13 protein-coding genes are annotated in these 14753 nt (G+C 69.8%); 6 read left to right on the top strand and 7 right to left on the bottom strand.

Going from position 1 to position 14753, the window contains the following annotated elements; translation table 11 throughout:
- Positions 1-20 precede the first annotated feature (20 nt).
- A complete protein-coding gene (locus ACFRMN_RS17475) occupies positions 21-1220 on the bottom strand; it encodes a mechanosensitive ion channel family protein (protein ID WP_383019990.1) in 1200 nt (399 codons plus the stop codon).
- A 43-nt stretch (positions 1221-1263) separates the two neighbouring features.
- On the opposite strand from ACFRMN_RS17475, the gene ACFRMN_RS17470 reads away from it, so the two are divergent.
- Positions 1264-1833, top strand: coding sequence for a dienelactone hydrolase family protein (locus ACFRMN_RS17470; RefSeq protein WP_383019988.1), 570 nt, complete (start codon positions 1264-1266; stop codon positions 1831-1833).
- A gap of 249 nt (positions 1834-2082) precedes the next feature.
- Here ACFRMN_RS17470 and ACFRMN_RS17465 read toward each other — a convergent pair whose 3' ends face one another.
- The 3 genes from ACFRMN_RS17465 to ACFRMN_RS17455 all read right to left on the bottom strand — a co-directional run bounded on the left by ACFRMN_RS17465 (position 2083) and on the right by ACFRMN_RS17455 (position 5046).
- Positions 2083-2898 carry a DsbA family protein gene (locus ACFRMN_RS17465; RefSeq protein ID WP_383019986.1) on the bottom strand — a complete coding sequence of 272 codons (816 nt, stop codon included), beginning with the start codon at positions 2896-2898 and terminating at the stop codon, positions 2083-2085.
- Between the two features lie 51 nt (positions 2899-2949).
- Positions 2950-3633 carry a hypothetical protein gene (locus tag ACFRMN_RS17460; protein ID WP_383019984.1) on the bottom strand — a complete coding sequence of 228 codons (684 nt, stop codon included), beginning with the start codon at positions 3631-3633 and terminating at the stop codon, positions 2950-2952.
- A gap of 72 nt (positions 3634-3705) precedes the next feature.
- Positions 3706-5046, bottom strand: coding sequence for a DUF2252 domain-containing protein (locus ACFRMN_RS17455; protein WP_383019982.1), 1341 nt, complete (start codon positions 5044-5046; stop codon positions 3706-3708).
- A 235-nt stretch (positions 5047-5281) separates the two neighbouring features.
- Between ACFRMN_RS17455 and dnaE the strand changes: the two genes are divergently transcribed.
- Positions 5282-8821 carry a DNA polymerase III subunit alpha gene (gene dnaE / locus ACFRMN_RS17450; RefSeq protein ID WP_383019980.1) on the top strand — a complete coding sequence of 1180 codons (3540 nt, stop codon included), beginning with the start codon at positions 5282-5284 and terminating at the stop codon, positions 8819-8821.
- 92 nt (positions 8822-8913) lie between these two features.
- Here dnaE and ACFRMN_RS17445 read toward each other — a convergent pair whose 3' ends face one another.
- Positions 8914-9093, bottom strand: coding sequence for a hypothetical protein (locus ACFRMN_RS17445; protein ID WP_383019978.1), 180 nt, complete (start codon positions 9091-9093; stop codon positions 8914-8916).
- Positions 9094-9336: 243 nt separating this feature from the next.
- Here ACFRMN_RS17445 and ACFRMN_RS17440 point away from each other — a divergent pair, with 243 nt between their 5' ends.
- From ACFRMN_RS17440 to ACFRMN_RS17425, 4 genes are all read left to right on the top strand, one after another.
- A complete protein-coding gene (locus ACFRMN_RS17440) occupies positions 9337-10641 on the top strand; it encodes an NYN domain-containing protein (protein ID WP_383019976.1) in 1305 nt (434 codons plus the stop codon).
- 151 nt (positions 10642-10792) lie between these two features.
- Positions 10793-11764: an ABC transporter ATP-binding protein gene (locus tag ACFRMN_RS17435; protein WP_383020135.1), complete on the top strand. Its 972-nt coding sequence runs from the start codon at positions 10793-10795 to the stop codon at positions 11762-11764.
- Positions 11765-11819: 55 nt separating this feature from the next.
- A complete protein-coding gene (locus ACFRMN_RS17430; RefSeq protein WP_383019974.1) occupies positions 11820-12656 on the top strand; it encodes an ABC transporter permease in 837 nt (278 codons plus the stop codon).
- A gap of 145 nt (positions 12657-12801) precedes the next feature.
- On the top strand, positions 12802-13479 hold the full coding sequence (locus ACFRMN_RS17425) for an ABC transporter permease (protein WP_383019972.1): 678 nt from the start codon (positions 12802-12804) through the stop codon (positions 13477-13479).
- A gap of 3 nt (positions 13480-13482) precedes the next feature.
- Here ACFRMN_RS17425 and ybaK read toward each other — a convergent pair whose 3' ends face one another.
- The gene (ybaK, locus tag ACFRMN_RS17420; protein WP_383019970.1) at positions 13483-13983 is read right to left on the bottom strand and encodes a Cys-tRNA(Pro) deacylase; all 501 of its coding nucleotides are present in this window, start codon (positions 13981-13983) and stop codon (positions 13483-13485) included.
- A gap of 31 nt (positions 13984-14014) precedes the next feature.
- A complete protein-coding gene (locus ACFRMN_RS17415) occupies positions 14015-14752 on the bottom strand; it encodes an LON peptidase substrate-binding domain-containing protein (RefSeq protein WP_383019968.1) in 738 nt (245 codons plus the stop codon).
- Between the last annotated feature and the right edge of the window lies 1 nt (position 14753).

Below are 14753 nucleotides of genomic sequence, written 5' to 3'. Positions count from 1 at the left end.
GCCTGAGCGGGTGCGCGGTCTCAGCCGCGGCCCGTGCGGGGACGCTCGCTGTTCTCGTGGTCCTCGGTGTCCTCGCGGCCCTGGTCGCGGTCCGGTGTTCCGCCGGGCTCGCGCGCGTCGCGTTCGGCCCGCTCGCTCCGTTCGGCCCGTTCCGAGACCAGCGGGCTCCGGCCGCGTGGGAGCAGTCCATGGGCGAGATCCGTCGAGATCCTTGGCAGCGCGTACGGATGGGTCTCCACCAGCCAGCCGATCAGCTGCTCCCGTACCGCGCAGCGCACCGTCCAGATGTCGTCCGCGTCCTTGGCCGTGACCACGGCGCGCACCTCCATCGTGGTCGTGGCGGTATCGGTGACCGCCAGATTCCAGGCCCTGCCGTCCCACGCCGGGCAGGCCAGCAGGATCTCGTGGAGCTTCTCGCGCATCGGCCCCATCGGCGCCGAGTGATCCAGCTGGAAGAAGACGGTGCCGGTCATCTGGACCCCGCCGCGCGACCAGTTCTCGAAGGGCTTGCTGGTGAAGTACGACACCGGCATCGTGATCCGCCGCTCGTCCCAGGTCCGTACGGCGAGGAAGGTGAGCGTGACCTCCTCGACCACGCCCCACTCGCCGTCCACCACCACCGTGTCGCCGATCCGCACCATGTCCCCGAACGCGATCTGGAAGCCCGCGAAGAGATTGCCGAGCGTGGACTGCGCGGCCACCCCGGCGACGATGCCGATGATGCCCGCGGAGGCCAGGATCGAGGTGCCGACGGCCCGCATGTCGGGGAAGGTGAGCAGGATCGCCGCCACCGCGACCACCACGACGACCGCCGTCACGATCCGCATGATCAGCGTCACCTGCGTACGGACCCGCCGGATCCGGGCCGCGTCCCGCGTCGAGGCCGCGTAACGGGCGTACGTGGACTCCACCGCCGCCGACACCATCCGTACCACCACCCAGGCACCGGCGCCGATGAGCACCAGCGAGAGCGCCCGGCCGATCCCGTCGTGATGGCTCTCGATGACCGGCCAACGGGTCTGCCGGAACGTACCGCGCAGCAGGGCAGTGAGCACGACCACCTGGAGCGGCAGCCGGCAGCGCCGCAGCAGCCCCCACAGCGGGCTCTCCGGGTGCCGGACGTCCGCGCGGCGCAGTACCAGATCGACGATCCAGCCGAGCGCGAGCGTCAGCAGCACCGAGCCGCCGAGCACGAGAAGCGGGCGCAGTACGTTCTCCATGGCTCCCTCGTCGGGTTCCGATACGGGCTGGCACGATGGCCGGATGGACATCATGCTCTTCCATTCCGTGTACGGTCTGCGCCCGGCCGTGCACGCCGCGGCGGACCGGCTGCGTGCCGCCGGGCACCAGGTGCGCGTGCCCGACCTCTTCGAGGGCCAAACCGTGACCTCTGTGGAGGAGGGTAGGGCCTTGAAGGACAAGATCGGCAAGGATGAACTGCTGCGCCGCGCGGTGCTGGCCGCCGCGCCGTACTCGGAACGCGGTCTGGTGTACGCGGGTTTCTCGCTCGGCGGCTCGATCGCGCAGACCCTGGCGCTCGGCGACACCAAGGCGCGCGGGCTGCTGCTGTTGCACGGCACGTCCGACATCGCGGAGAACGCGTCCGTGGACGATCTGCCCGTACAACTGCATGTCGCGGACCCGGACCCGTTCGAGCCGCACGACTGGCTGACCGCCTGGTATCTGAGGATGCGGCAGGCCGGGGCCGATGTGGAGATCTACCGCTACCCGGGGGCAGGGCATCTCTACACCGACCCCGATCTGCCGGACTACGACGAGTCGGCCGCCGAGGAGACCTGGCGGACCGGGCTCGCCTTCATCGACTCGCTCTGAAGCTGCGCCGGGAGGTGTTCAGCGGACGGGCCGCTCGGCCCGTTCCACCCGCTGTGAGCCCGACGCGGTGCGGTACGAGCGGGCCCAGGCGGTGGTCGCGGCGGGATCGGTACGGCGACGGGGCAGGCGAATCGGGAATACTCGCCTGCCCGTCGAACACCGGCTGCCTGACGGTCACGGTCCGGGGTTTCCCGTCCGCGGACCGGGGGTTGCCGCCTCTGGACCCCGGGCGTTCCCGCCTCCGGGGCCTCAGCCCTTGAGGGCCTTGGTGACCGCCGCGTTGAACTCCGCCACCGTCATGGGCGGGTTCTCGGTGCCCTCGGTGGTGAGCTTCTTGCCGTCCAGCTTCAGCGTCGGGGTGCCGCCCACCCCGCTCTTGTCGAAGGTGGCGGACATCTTCATCGCCCAGGCGTCGTACGTACCGTCCGTGACGTCCTTCTGGAACGCCTTGTTGTCCTTGAGCGCGCTCACCGAGTCCGCCACCTCGATCAGATAACTGTCCTTGGCGAACTTGTCGTTGGTCTCCTCGGGGTGGAACTTCGCCGAGTAGAGCGCGGTCTTGTACTGGAGGAACGCCTCGGGGCTCACATTGAGCGCCGCGCCCAGCGCCGACAGGGCGTTCTTGGAGCCCGTCCCGTTGTCGGAGTTGTCGATAAAGGTCGCGCCGACATACTTGATCTTGAACTTTCCGGAGTCGACACCGTTCTGGACGGTCTCGCCGACCGTCTGCTCGAAGGTCGCGCAGACCGGGCAGCGGGAGTCCTCGTACAGCTCCAGCGTGTTCTTGGCGTCGGCCTTGCCGATGACGACGGTCGTACCGTCCGTGCCCTCGGTGTTCTTCGGGGCGACGACGGACTTCTCGTCCTTCATCGCCTCCCAGTGCGAGGGCTTGTTGGCCTGGACGACGGCGAAGCCCACGCCGCCGGCTATCGCGAGGACCACGACGGCCGAGCCGATGACGACGAGCTGCCGGCGGACCTTGTCCTTCCTCGCCTGCCGCTCGCGCTCCTCGCGCAGCCGCTCGCGGGCTGCCGCCTTGTTGGCCTTGTTGTTGCGTGCGCTCATGATGATTCACTCCGTGTGATGACGTGACTACTGCTGGGGGACGGGCGCGGCTCAGACAGAGCTGAGCGCGAGGCGCGGCGGCCCCCGCCGTCCTACGGAGTGCACGAGAAGGCGGGTACGGGACGGCCGCGGGCGGTCCGCCGGGCGCGCCCCGCGCCGTACGGTCCCGCGGACCGTGCCCGCCGCCGCGACGGCGATCAGCAGCGGGCGGAAGGCGTGGGCGCCGGCGGCCCGGACCAGCCGGGACAGCGCGGCCTCGCCGTGCCGCAGCCAGAACGCGGCGAGCAGCCCGATCGAGACATGGGCGGCCAGCAGCAGCCAGGGCAGAGCCGGGTCGGGAGAGTTCAGCAGCGTGACCGCGGCGCCCTCGGGGGAGACCACACCGGGCAGCGGCGTACCGAAGGCGCCCCCGCACAGGACATCGAGGCCGACCGAGCGCAGCGACCCCGCGACGGGGCCGCCGGCCGGGCCGTAACAGGCGTGCTGACCGCTGGTGAAGACGGTGTCCGCGGCCAGTTCGAGCGGGACCAGCAGGGCCGCGATCCGCCAGAAGCCGCGCTCGCGGCCCGCCGCCGCGTAGGCGACCAGGAACACCACGACGCCGATCGCGGCGACGACGGACAGCGGCAGCGGCGCCCGGGACAGCAGCACATGCGAGCCCGCGGACAGCGTCACGACCAGTGCCGTGAACAGTGCTGCCCGCGCCGCCCTGAGCCGCGTCCCTGATATGTCCATTGTCGCCGAGTGTGCCATGCGTCCCTGTAAGCGGTCCTTAAGGATCCGGACAGGACCTGGAGCCGGCCGGGCTCAGCCCAGCCGGCCGTTGCGGAACAGGTCGACGAAGATCTGGTGGTCGGCCCTGGCCCGCGCGCCGTACGCGTGCGCGAAGTCCACCAGCAGCGCGCCGAAGCCCTCCTCGTCGGCCGCGATCGCCGCGTCGATGGAGCGCTCCGTGGAGAACGGCACCAGCGAGTGGCCGCTCTCGTTGTCCGCCGCCGCGTGCATCGTGGCCGTCGCGCGGCCGAGGTCGGCGACGACCGCCGCGATCTCCTCGGGGTCATCCAGATCCGACCAGTCCAGATCCACGGCGTACGGCGAGACCTCCGCCACCAGCTGCCCGATTCCGGCCAGCTCGGTCCAGCCGAGCCACGGGTCGGCGTGGGCCTGGAGCGCCCGCTGTGAGATCACCGTGCGGTGGCCCTCGTGCTGGAAGTACTCCCGTACGGCCCGGTCGGTGATGTGCCGCGAGACCGCCGGGGTCTGCGCCTGCTTCATATAGATCACGACGTCGTTCTCCAGGGCGTCGCTGTTGCCCTCAAGCAGGATGTTGTACGAGGGCAGCCCCGCGGAGCCGATGCCGATGCCGCGCCGTCCGACGACGTCCTTCACGCGGTACGAGTCGGGGCGGGCCAGGCTGGATTCGGGAAGGGTCTCCAGATAGCCGTCGAAGGCCGCGAGGATCTTGTAGCGGGTGGCGGCGTCCAGCTCGATGGAGCCACCGCCCGGCGCGAAGCGGCGCTCGTACTCCCTGATCTCGGTCATCGAGTCGAGCAGCCCGAAGCGGGTCAGTGAGCGGGCCGAGCGCAGGGCGGCGAGCAGCGGGCCCTGAGCCGTGTCCAGGGTGAAGGGCGGGACCTCGTCGTTCTTGGCGCCGGTGGCCAGCGCGTGGATCCGCTCGCGGTAGGCGCCCGCGTAGATCTCCACCAGTTCGGTGATCTGCTCGTCACTGAGCGCCTTGGTGTAGCCGATCAGGGCGAGGGAGGCGGCGAAGCGCCGCAGGTCCCAGGTGAAGGGGCCGACGTACGCCTCGTCGAAGTCATTGACGTTGAAGATCAGCCGGCCGTTGGCGTCCATGTACGTGCCGAAGTTCTCGGCGTGCAGATCGCCGTGGATCCACACCCGGCCCGTGCGCTCGTCGAGGAAGGGGCCGGTGGTCCCGCTCGCCGAACGCTCCCGCTCCAGGTCGTGGTAGAAGAGGCACGCGGTGCCCCGGTAGAAGGCGAACGCGGAGGCCGCCATCTTCCTGAACTTCACCCGGAAAGCGGCTGGATCGGCCGCCAGGAGCTCACCGAACGCGGTGTCGAAAACGCTGAGGATCTCCTCGCCGCGCTGCTCATCAGCTGTTTCAACGGGTCGCGGGACGGACATCGCGGGGTGCCTCCTGGTGCATGACAGTGGAGTGAGGGGCGTGGACGCCCCTCGCGAGTGGGCAACGCGTGACGCTACTCGCGAGTGCCCGCCGCTGTCAGTCCCGAGACGTAGACTTCGAGGCTGTCCCCCCAGACTGTCCGCAGCGCTGTGGGGCCCCGGGGTTCAGCCCTGGAAACACCAGGTTCACTCCTGGAAACCACACCGTGTCGTCCGCTCGCTGGAGGCCCTCGCCGTGACCAAGCCGCCGTTCACGCACCTGCATGTCCACACCCAGTACTCGCTGCTGGACGGTGCCGCGCGGCTGGGGGACATGTTCAACGCCTGCAATGAGATGGGCATGTCGCATATCGCGATGACGGACCATGGCAATTTGCATGGCGCCTACGACTTCTTCCATCAGGCGAAGAAGGCGGGGGTGACGCCGATCATCGGGATCGAGGCGTATGTGGCGCCGGAGTCGCGGCGCGTCAAGCGGAAGATCCAGTGGGGCCAGCCGCATCAGAAGCGGGACGACGTGTCCGGCTCCGGCGGTTATACGCACAAGACGATCTGGGCCTCGAACCAGACCGGTCTGCACAATCTGTTCCGGCTGTCCTCGGACGCGTACGCCGAGGGCTGGCTCCAGAAGTGGCCGCGGATGGACAAGGAGACCATCGCCAAGTGGTCGGAGGGGCTGATCGCCTCGACCGGCTGCCCCTCGGGGGAGTTGCAGACCCGGCTGCGCCTCGGCCAGTTCGACGAGGCGCTGAAGGCGGCCTCCGAGTACCAGGACATCTTCGGCAAGGACCGGTATTTCCTGGAGCTGATGGACCACGGGATCGAGATCGAGCGGCGGGTGCGTGACGGGCTGCTGGAGGTCGGCAAGAAGCTGGGGATCCCGCCGCTGGTCACCAATGACTCGCACTACACGTACGCGGGTGAGGCGCCCGCGCACGACGCGCTGCTGTGCATCCAGACCGGCAAGAACCTCTCGGACCCGGACCGCTTCCGCTTCGACGGGGCCGGTTACTACCTCAAGTCCACCGATGAGATGTACGCCGTGGACTCCTCCGACGCCTGGCAGGAGGGGTGCGCGAACACCCTGCTGGTCGCCCAGCAGATCGACACGGAGGGCTGGTTCCAGGAGCGGAACCTGATGCCCAAGTTCGATGTGCCCGAGGGCTTCACCGAAGTCACCTGGTTCCGTGAGGAGACGCTGCGCGGCATGGCCCGCCGCTACCCGAACGGCATCCCGGACGACCGGCTCAAGCAGGTCGAGTACGAGATGGGCATCATCATCGAGATGGGCTTCCCGGGGTACTTCCTCGTGGTCGCCGACTTCATCATGTGGGCCAAGAACAACGGCATCGCGGTCGGCCCCGGCCGTGGTTCCGCCGCCGGTTCGATCGTCGCGTACGCCATGGGTATCACCGACCTCGACCCGATCGAGCACGGGCTGATCTTCGAGCGGTTCCTCAACCCCGAGCGCATCTCCATGCCCGATGTCGACATCGACTTCGACGAGCGCCGGCGCGGTGAGGTGATCCGTTATGTGACGGAGAAGTACGGCCACGACAAGGTCGCCATGATCGGTACGTACGGCAAGATCAAGGCGAAGAACGCGATCAAGGACTCGGCGCGAGTGCTCGGTTACCCGTACGCGATGGGCGACCGGCTCACGAAGGCGATGCCCGCCGATGTCCTCGGCAAGGGCATCGACCTCAACGGCATCACCGACCCCAAGCACCCCCGCTACGGCGAGGCGGGGGAGATCCGGGGGATGTACGAGAACGAGCCGGATGTGAAGAAGGTCATCGACACCGCGAAGGGTGTGGAGGGCCTGGTCCGGCAGATGGGTGTGCACGCGGCCGGCGTGATCATGTCGAGTGAGACGATCACCGACCATGTGCCGGTCTGGGTGCGGCACACCGACGGCGTCACGATCACGCAGTGGGACTACCCGAGCTGTGAATCGCTCGGCCTGCTGAAGATGGACTTCCTCGGCCTCCGGAACCTGACCATCATGGACGACGCCGTCAAGATGGTGAAGGCCAACAAGGGCATCGACCTCGACCTGCTCGCCCTGCCGCTGGACGACCCGAAGACCTACGAACTGCTCTGCCGCGGCGACACGCTCGGTGTCTTCCAGTTCGACGGCGGGCCGATGCGCTCGCTGCTGCGGCTGATGAAGCCCGACAACTTCGAGGACATTTCCGCCGTCTCGGCCCTGTACCGGCCGGGCCCGATGGGCATGAACTCGCATACGAACTACGCGCTGCGCAAGAACGGCCAGCAGGAGATCACCCCGATCCACCCGGAGCTGGAGGAACCCCTCAAGGAGGTCCTCGGCCTGACACACGGCCTGATCGTGTATCAGGAGCAGGTCCAGAAGGCCGCCCAGATCATCGCCGGCTACTCGCTCGGCGAGGCCGACATCCTGCGCCGCGTGATGGGCAAGAAGAAGGCCGACGAACTGGCGAAGAACTTCGTCCTGTTCCAGGCCGGGGCCAAGAAGAACGGTTACTCGGACGAGGCGATCCAGGCTCTGTGGGACGTGCTGGTCCCGTTCGCCGGATACGCGTTCAACAAGGCGCACTCCTCCGCGTACGGCCTGGTCACGTACTGGACCGCCTATCTCAAGGCGAACTACCCCGCCGAGTACATGGCGGCGCTGCTCACCTCGGTGAAGGACGACAAGGACAAGTCGGCGGTCTATCTCAACGAGTGCCGGCGCATGGGCATCAAGGTGCTGCCGCCCAATGTGAATGAGTCGCAGTCGAACTTCGCCGCGCAGGGTGACGATGTCATCCTGTTCGGTCTGACGGCGGTCAGGAACGTCGGGCAGAACGTGGTGGATTCGATCATCCGGTGCCGTAAGGCGAAGGGGAAGTACGCGACGTTCCCCGACTTCCTCGACAAGGTCGAGGCCGTCGTCTGCAACAAGCGGACCGTCGAGTCGCTGATCAAGGCCGGTGCCTTCGACGAGATGGGCCATACCCGCAAGGGACTGGTCGCCCATCACGAGCCGATGATCGACAACGTGGTGCAGGTCAAGCGCAAGGAGGCCGAGGGGCAGTTCGACCTCTTCGGCGGCATGGGCGAGGAGGAGACCAGCGAGCCCGGCTTCGGACTCGACGTCGAGTTCTCGGACATCGAGTGGGACAAGTCGTATCTGCTCGCCCAGGAGCGGGAGATGCTGGGTCTTTACGTCTCCGACCACCCGCTCTTCGGTATCGAGCACGTCCTGTCCGACAAGTCCGACGCCGCGATCTCCCAACTGACCGGCGGTGAGCACGCGGACGGCGCGGTGGTCACCATCGGCGGCATCATCTCCGGTCTCCAGCGGAAGATGACCAAGCAGGGCAACGCGTGGGCGATCGCCACGGTCGAGGATCTGGCCGGCTCCATCGAGTGCATGTTCTTCCCCGCGACGTATCAGCTGGTCTCCACCCAACTGGTCGAGGACACCGTCGTCTTCGTCAAGGGCCGGCTCGACAAGCGCGAGGACGTCCCGCGCCTTGTCGCCATGGAACTCCAGGTCCCGGACGTGTCGTCGGCGGGCACCGACGCTCCCGTCACCATCACCATCCCGACGGTGAAGCTCACCCCGCCGATGGTCAGCAGGCTCGGTGAGATCCTCAGCCACCACCGGGGCAACTCCGAGGTCAGGATCAAGCTCCAGGGCGCCAGGAAGACCACGGTGCTCCGGCTCGACCGGCACCGCGTCCAGCCCGACCCGGCGCTCTTCGGCGACCTGAAGGTCCTGCTCGGCCCGGCCTGCCTGGCCGGATAGTCCTGGCCGTGCCTCGGTGAGGCGGACGCGTATGAGGGGCACCCCAGCTCAGGGGGTGCCCCTCATACGGTTACGGACGGCGGGTGGTGGGGTCAGTTGTGGCCGAAACGCTTCTGCTTGCCCTTGTGGGCTTCATCCGTCGGCGTGATCCTCGACTGCACCTGCTCTGACCGGTCCTCCATCGACGAGGACTTCGACTCTTCGGTGCCACGCTCGGTGTCCGAGCGGGCGTGCTGCTTGTTGCCGCGATCCCGGTTCTTGTTCTTGGCCATGATGCTGCCTCCTGCCGGGGGTTTGGATGCCAGGCCGGGTTCAGCCTCACATAAGCCGCCAATCGGCGCATTTTGGATCATTGCCGTGTGTAGTGGTCCCTTGTCAGCGGCTTGATCGGCTTCTAGCGTCGATACGCCACGCCGATGATCGAGTTCCGGACGTTAACCCTGTTGCCGTCGGGCAGACTCGAAGGAAACCCGCAGTAACTCCTGATCTCACGATCCCGAGGTTCCCGAAAGAGGGTGGAACACGTGGACCGCTGCGTCGTCCTGGTGGACGCCGGCTATCTGCTGGGCGCCGCCGCGAGTCTCCTCGCCGGAGAACCGGCCCGTTCCCGCATCACCGTCGACCACGCCGCCCTCATCCAGGGCCTGCGCGAACGGGCCGAGGCCGATACGGAACAGCCGCTGCTCCGTATCTACTGGTTCGACGGCGCCCCCGACCGGGTCCCGCAGCCCGAACACCGCCGGCTGCGGGTCATGTCACGCGTCACCGTCCGGCTCGGCGCCCTCACCCGCAGCGACGGGCGCTGGGCGCAGAAGGGCGTGGACGCGGCGATGCACGCGGAGCTGACCGAGCTGGCCAGAAATCGTGCTTGCTCGGATGTGGTGCTGGTGACCGGGGACGGGGATCTGCTACCCGGCCTGATGTCCGCGAAGGAGCATGGCGTCGCCGTCCATCTCTGGGCCGTGCAGGCCGCCGACGGCGACTACAACCAGTCCGAGGACCTGGTCGCCGAGGCCGATGAGCGGCGGGTGCTCGACCGGGCCTGGATCACCAAGGCGGTACGGGCCAAGGACCTGGGCGGCGTCTGCGCGCCACCGCCGGCGCCGCGGCCCGAGATCGCGGCGATTCTTTCGGCGCCGCTGCCCGAATCGGCGCTGGCCGCCTCCGCGGAGCGGGCGGCGGAGGCGGAGGCGGAGAGCGGCGCCGCCGCCGCTGCCGCCGCTGCCGGGCGCAACGGCTCGTCGTCCGCGCCCGCCCCCGCGGGGCCAGGCGCGGAACCCCATCCCGCGGGCACGGGCAGCAGGGGCGTCCCGACGCCCAAGGACCTGGCGGGGCTGCGCGGCCCCGGCGCCCCGACCCCGGGCCCGTCGGGGCAGCAGTCCGGGCAGCATCCGGCCGGGGCGACGCTGCGGTGGTCCTCCGACAAGGGGTGGGTCGAGCGGCCGGGCAGCGGTACGGCGGGCGAGCCGCCGGAGACGGCCTCGCTGCCGACCCTGGCCCAGCTGACCAGCGCGGAGCAGCGCTGGGCGGACCGGGAGGAGGACATCACCACGGTGGGGGGCGATCCCTTCGAGGTGGGGCAGGTGTTCGCGCGGCGGTGGATGGAACGGCTGCCGGATTCCGGACATGTGCAGAAGCTGTCCGTGATGTATCCGCGGGTTCCGCACCGTATCGATGGGGAGCTGCTGCGGTACGCGGCGCGGTTCGGGCTGCTGGCGCACAAGGACGACCAGATCGATGAGCACGATCGGTATGCGATTCGGGCCGGGTTCTGGCGGGAGATCGATGTGCGGGCGGCGGCGGATACGGCTTCGCCGTAGGTCGGCGGGGCGGGGCGGGGCGGGGCGCCGTCCGGCCGGGGTGCGGTCGCGGTGCCCGTTGCGGGACGGTTCGTGCCCTCGCGTCGCCGACCACGACCCCGCCCAAAGCGCGCCGTATCCCTACAACGTAAGGTCCTTGCTCGTGAGTACGGTGTGCGTGGTGCGCGATCTGGTCAAGACGTACCCCGCCGCGCGCGGCAGACGAGGCGTCCCCGGGACGCCGGCGGTGCGGGCCACTGACGGGGTCTCCCTCGACGTACGGCGCGGTGAGATCTTCGGTCTGCTCGGGCCCAACGGAGCGGGCAAGTCCACTCTCGTACGCCAGCTCACGGGTCTGATGCGGCCCGACTCCGGTGAGGTCGAGGTCCTGGGGCACGATCTGGTACGGCATCCCGAGCGCGCCTCCCGGCTCATCGGCTATCTCGGCCAGGAGTCGACCGCGCTGGACGAACTGACCGTCGCGCTCGCGGCGGAGACCACCGGCCGGCTGCGCGGGCTGCCGCTGCGGGTGGCGCGGGCCGAGCGGGACGATGTGCTGGCCGAGTTGGGACTCACCGAGATCGCCGGGCGGCCCCTGAAGAAGTTGTCGGGGGGGCAGCGGCGGCTGGCCTGTTTCGCCGCCACGCTGGTGGGGGAGCGGCCCGTGCTGGTTCTTGATGAGCCGACCACCGGTATGGACCCGGTCGCGCGGCGGGCGGTGTGGGCCGCTGTGGACCGGCGGCGGGCCGAGCACGGCGTGACCGTACTGCTCGTCACCCATAACGTCATCGAGGCCGAGACGGTGCTCGACCGCGTCGCCGTGCTGGAGCGGGGCAAGGTCATCGCCTGTGACACCCCGTCCGGGCTCAAGGAAGGGGTCGCCGGCGAGGTACGGGTGGAGCTCGTGTGGCGCGAGCGCGCGCCGCTCGATGTCCCCGAGGTCGCGGCGCTGCGGGATTCGGCGCAGGAGTCGGGGCGCCGCTGGGTGCTGCGGCTCGCACCTGACGAGGCGCGTGCGGCGGTCGCCGCGGTGACCGGCGGCGCCGCCTTCGCGGCGCTGGACGATTTCACGCTGGCGACGCCGAGTCTGGAAGATGTCTATCTGGCGCTCGGCGGCCGGGCGAAGGGGTTGGTCAAGGCGTGAGCAGCCGTTTCGCGAGCGACGCCCGTACGCCCGTACCGAACAGGAGCAGCACCAGGTGAGCATCGTGCGCGCGGAGGCCGTGTCCGGGAGAGCCGGGACCGCGGCGGACAACGTGAACGAGCCGGCGGACGGCGCGCCCGCGCCGCTCGCGCCCCGGGCGCGGCTGCTGCCCTCGCTCGCGGCCGTGTACCGCGCCCAGCTGTCCCGGGCCCGGGTCGCGCGGATCCCACTGCTCTTCGTGGCGACGTTCCAGTCGGTCGGGATCATGATCCTGATGAGGGGCGTGGTGGACGGGGGTGACGAGGCGCGGGCGGTGGTCGCCGGGTCGAGTGTGCTCGTCGTCGCGTTCGTGGCGCTCAATCTGCTCGCCCAGTACTTCGGTCAGCTGCGCGCGAACGGTGGGCTCGACCACTACGCCACCCTGCCCGTGCCGCCCGCGGCGGTGGTGCTCGGCGCGGCCGGTGCCTATGCCTCGTTCACGGTGCCGGGCACGGCGGTCACGGCCGTCGCCGGCAGTGTGCTCTTCCAGCTGCCGCTCACCCATCTCTGGGTGCTGGTCGCGGTGATTCCGCTGTCGGGCGCGGCGCTCGCCGGTCTGGGCGCGGCGCTCGGTCTGCTCGCGCCCCGGCAGGAGCTGGCGACGCTGCTGGGCCAGCTGGGCATGTCGGCGGCGCTGCTGCTGGGTGTGCTGCCCGCGGACCGGCTGCCGGGCCCGATCGGGTACGCGCGTGACCTGCTGCCCTCCACGTACGGGGTGGAGGCTCTTGCCCGTACGTTCGACGCCCGTCCCGACTGGCCGGTGGTCGCCTTCGATCTCGCGGTGTGCGCGGCGGTCGGTGTCTGCTCGCTGGCCGTGGCGACCTGGGCGTACCGGCGTGCGGCGGTCCGATGAGGCACCCCCTGGCCAGGACTGGCACGATGGCACAGTGACCGCACCTTTGACGCCGCCCCACCAACCGCCGCACGACGATCCCTGGCAGACACCGCCGGCCGGGGGATCGCCCTATCCCGGGGCCGAAGCGGAGAAGGGGCCCGATATGAGGACCGAACTGCGCCAGGCCGTCGTGGTGATGGTGGTGGTTGCGGTCTCGGGTCTGGCGCTCGGGCTGCTGTGGCTGTGGCTCTCGCCGCGTATCCCGTTGATCTCGGACGAGACGGCGGTCTTCCTGAAGGACACCGAGGGCGAGGAGGCGATCGCGGGGGACGGTACGTTCCTGCTGCTGGCGCTCGCGTTCGGGGTGGTCAGCGCGGCGCTGGTCTTCGTCTTCCGCAGGCGCGGCGGTATCCCGCTGGTGGTGGGTCTGGCGCTGGGCGGACTGCTGGGCGCGGTGCTCGCCTGGCGGATCGGCGTCTGGTTCGGCCCCACGTCGGACGTGGTGGCGCACGCCAGGGCGGTCGGCAAGGGCGTCACGTTCGACGCGCCGCTCGAATTGAACGCGAAGGGCGCGCTGCTGGCGTGGCCGATCGCGGCGATGGTGGTCCATCTGGCCCTGACGGCGCTGTTCGGTCCGCGCGATCCGGAGCCGCGCTGGGAAGACTGGGGCCCGGTGGCGTATGGCCCGGCGCCCGCGCCTGATGCCGCTGTCGGCCCGGCGCCCGCGCCTGATGCCGCTGTCGGTCCGGCGCCCGCGCCTGATGCCGCTGTCGGTCCGGCGCCCGCGCCTGACAACGCCGCCGGTCCGGCGCCCGCGCCTGGCGACGCCGCGCCGCGCTGACCGTCAGCCCCGGCCGATGGGTGCCACGACCGCCGAGGTGAGCGACGCCAGATCCGCCGGGGACAGCTCGACCTCCAGGCCCCGGCGGCCCGCCGAGACACAGATCGTCACATGGGCCTCCGCCGAGGCGTCCACTACGGTGCGTAGCCGCTTGCGCTGTCCCAGGGGCGAGATCCCACCGCGTACATAACCTGTCGTACGTTCCGCGGTCACCGGGTCCGCCATCGAGGCGCGTTTGCCGCCGACCGCCGCCGCGAGGGCCTTCAGATCGAGCGAACCGGCGACCGGCACGACGGCCACGGTCAGTTCACCGTCGACATCCGCGACCAGGGTCTTGAAGACCCGGTCGGGAGAGACACCAAGGGCCTCGGCCGCCTCCTCGCCGTACGAGGGCGACGCCGGGTCGTGCGCGTACGCGTGCAGGGTGTACGGCGTGCCCGCGGCCGTCAGGGCGACCGTCGCCGGTGTGCCTCCGGACTGCTGCTTCTTGGACTTCTTAGCCAAGGCGGTTGTTCCCCCGGTGAGTTGAGAGGTGTCAGTTGGGGCTGGGCGGCGTGTGCGTCAGATTCACGGCGGGCAGCGAGGGGAGATGGCGGATCACCGCCGTCTCGGCCCGCAGGAGCTTCAGCTCCGCACGCAGCCGGGCCGCGATGTCCGGGGCCTCCAGCAGCCGCTGCTTGGCCGGGATGTCGAGTACGGCCGCCGCGGCGACCAGATAGGACACCACCGAGGGCTCGTCGGGCAGATCGTCGCCGGACAGCGAGCGCTCACGCGCCCCGGCCAGCCGCTTCTGGTAGCTGCGGAACGCGCGCAGCACGCCTTCGGCGAGCGTGCCCGCGCCGTCGCCCGCTTCCTCGGGGAGCTCTTCCAGCTCGGCCGTCAGATACGGGCCACTCGCGTCGATCGAGAGAAGCCGGACCCGGGTGGTGCCGGTGGCCACCACCTCGAAGCTGCCGTCGGGGCGCTCCCGTATCGTCGCCGCGTCAGCGACGCAGCCCACCGGGTGGAAGGATTTCAGGGGGTCGGGGCCGAAGCCGGCGGCGGGCCCCCGGTCGGTCAGGGTGGTGCCGTCCGGCATCCCGGGCGCTGTCGGCGCGACTTCGTGTCCGTCGCGGATGGCGACCACGGCGAAGCGGCGCGGCTCGGACTCATCGGTCTTGAGCAGCTCGCGCATCATCGCGCGGTAGCGCTCCTCGAACACGTTCAGAGGCAGGACGAGGCCCGGGAACAGCACCGCGTTCAGCGGGAAGAGAGGGAGGCGTGCGGTGGTCACA

The organism is Streptomyces sp. NPDC056835 (assembly GCF_042789485.1).
Taxonomy (GTDB): Bacteria; Actinomycetota; Actinomycetes; order Streptomycetales; family Streptomycetaceae; genus Streptomyces.
This window is presented reverse-complemented; position numbering and strand designations above follow the sequence as displayed.

Bases quoted from the DNA above. Each gene is read 5' to 3' on its own strand.
- ACFRMN_RS17475 (WP_383019990.1), bottom strand. From the start codon at position 1,220: ATGGAGAACGTACTGCGCCCGCTTCTCGTGCTCGGCGGCTCGGTGCTG.
- ACFRMN_RS17470 (WP_383019988.1), top strand. From the start codon at position 1,264: ATGGACATCATGCTCTTCCATTCCGTGTACGGTCTGCGCCCGGCCGTG.
- ACFRMN_RS17465 (WP_383019986.1), bottom strand. From the start codon at position 2,898: ATGAGCGCACGCAACAACAAGGCCAACAAGGCGGCAGCCCGCGAGCGG.
- ACFRMN_RS17460 (WP_383019984.1), bottom strand. From the start codon at position 3,633: ATGGACATATCAGGGACGCGGCTCAGGGCGGCGCGGGCAGCACTGTTC.
- ACFRMN_RS17455 (WP_383019982.1), bottom strand. From the start codon at position 5,046: ATGTCCGTCCCGCGACCCGTTGAAACAGCTGATGAGCAGCGCGGCGAG.
- ACFRMN_RS17445 (WP_383019978.1), bottom strand. From the start codon at position 9,093: ATGGCCAAGAACAAGAACCGGGATCGCGGCAACAAGCAGCACGCCCGC.
- ACFRMN_RS17425 (WP_383019972.1), top strand. From the start codon at position 12,802: ATGAGGACCGAACTGCGCCAGGCCGTCGTGGTGATGGTGGTGGTTGCG.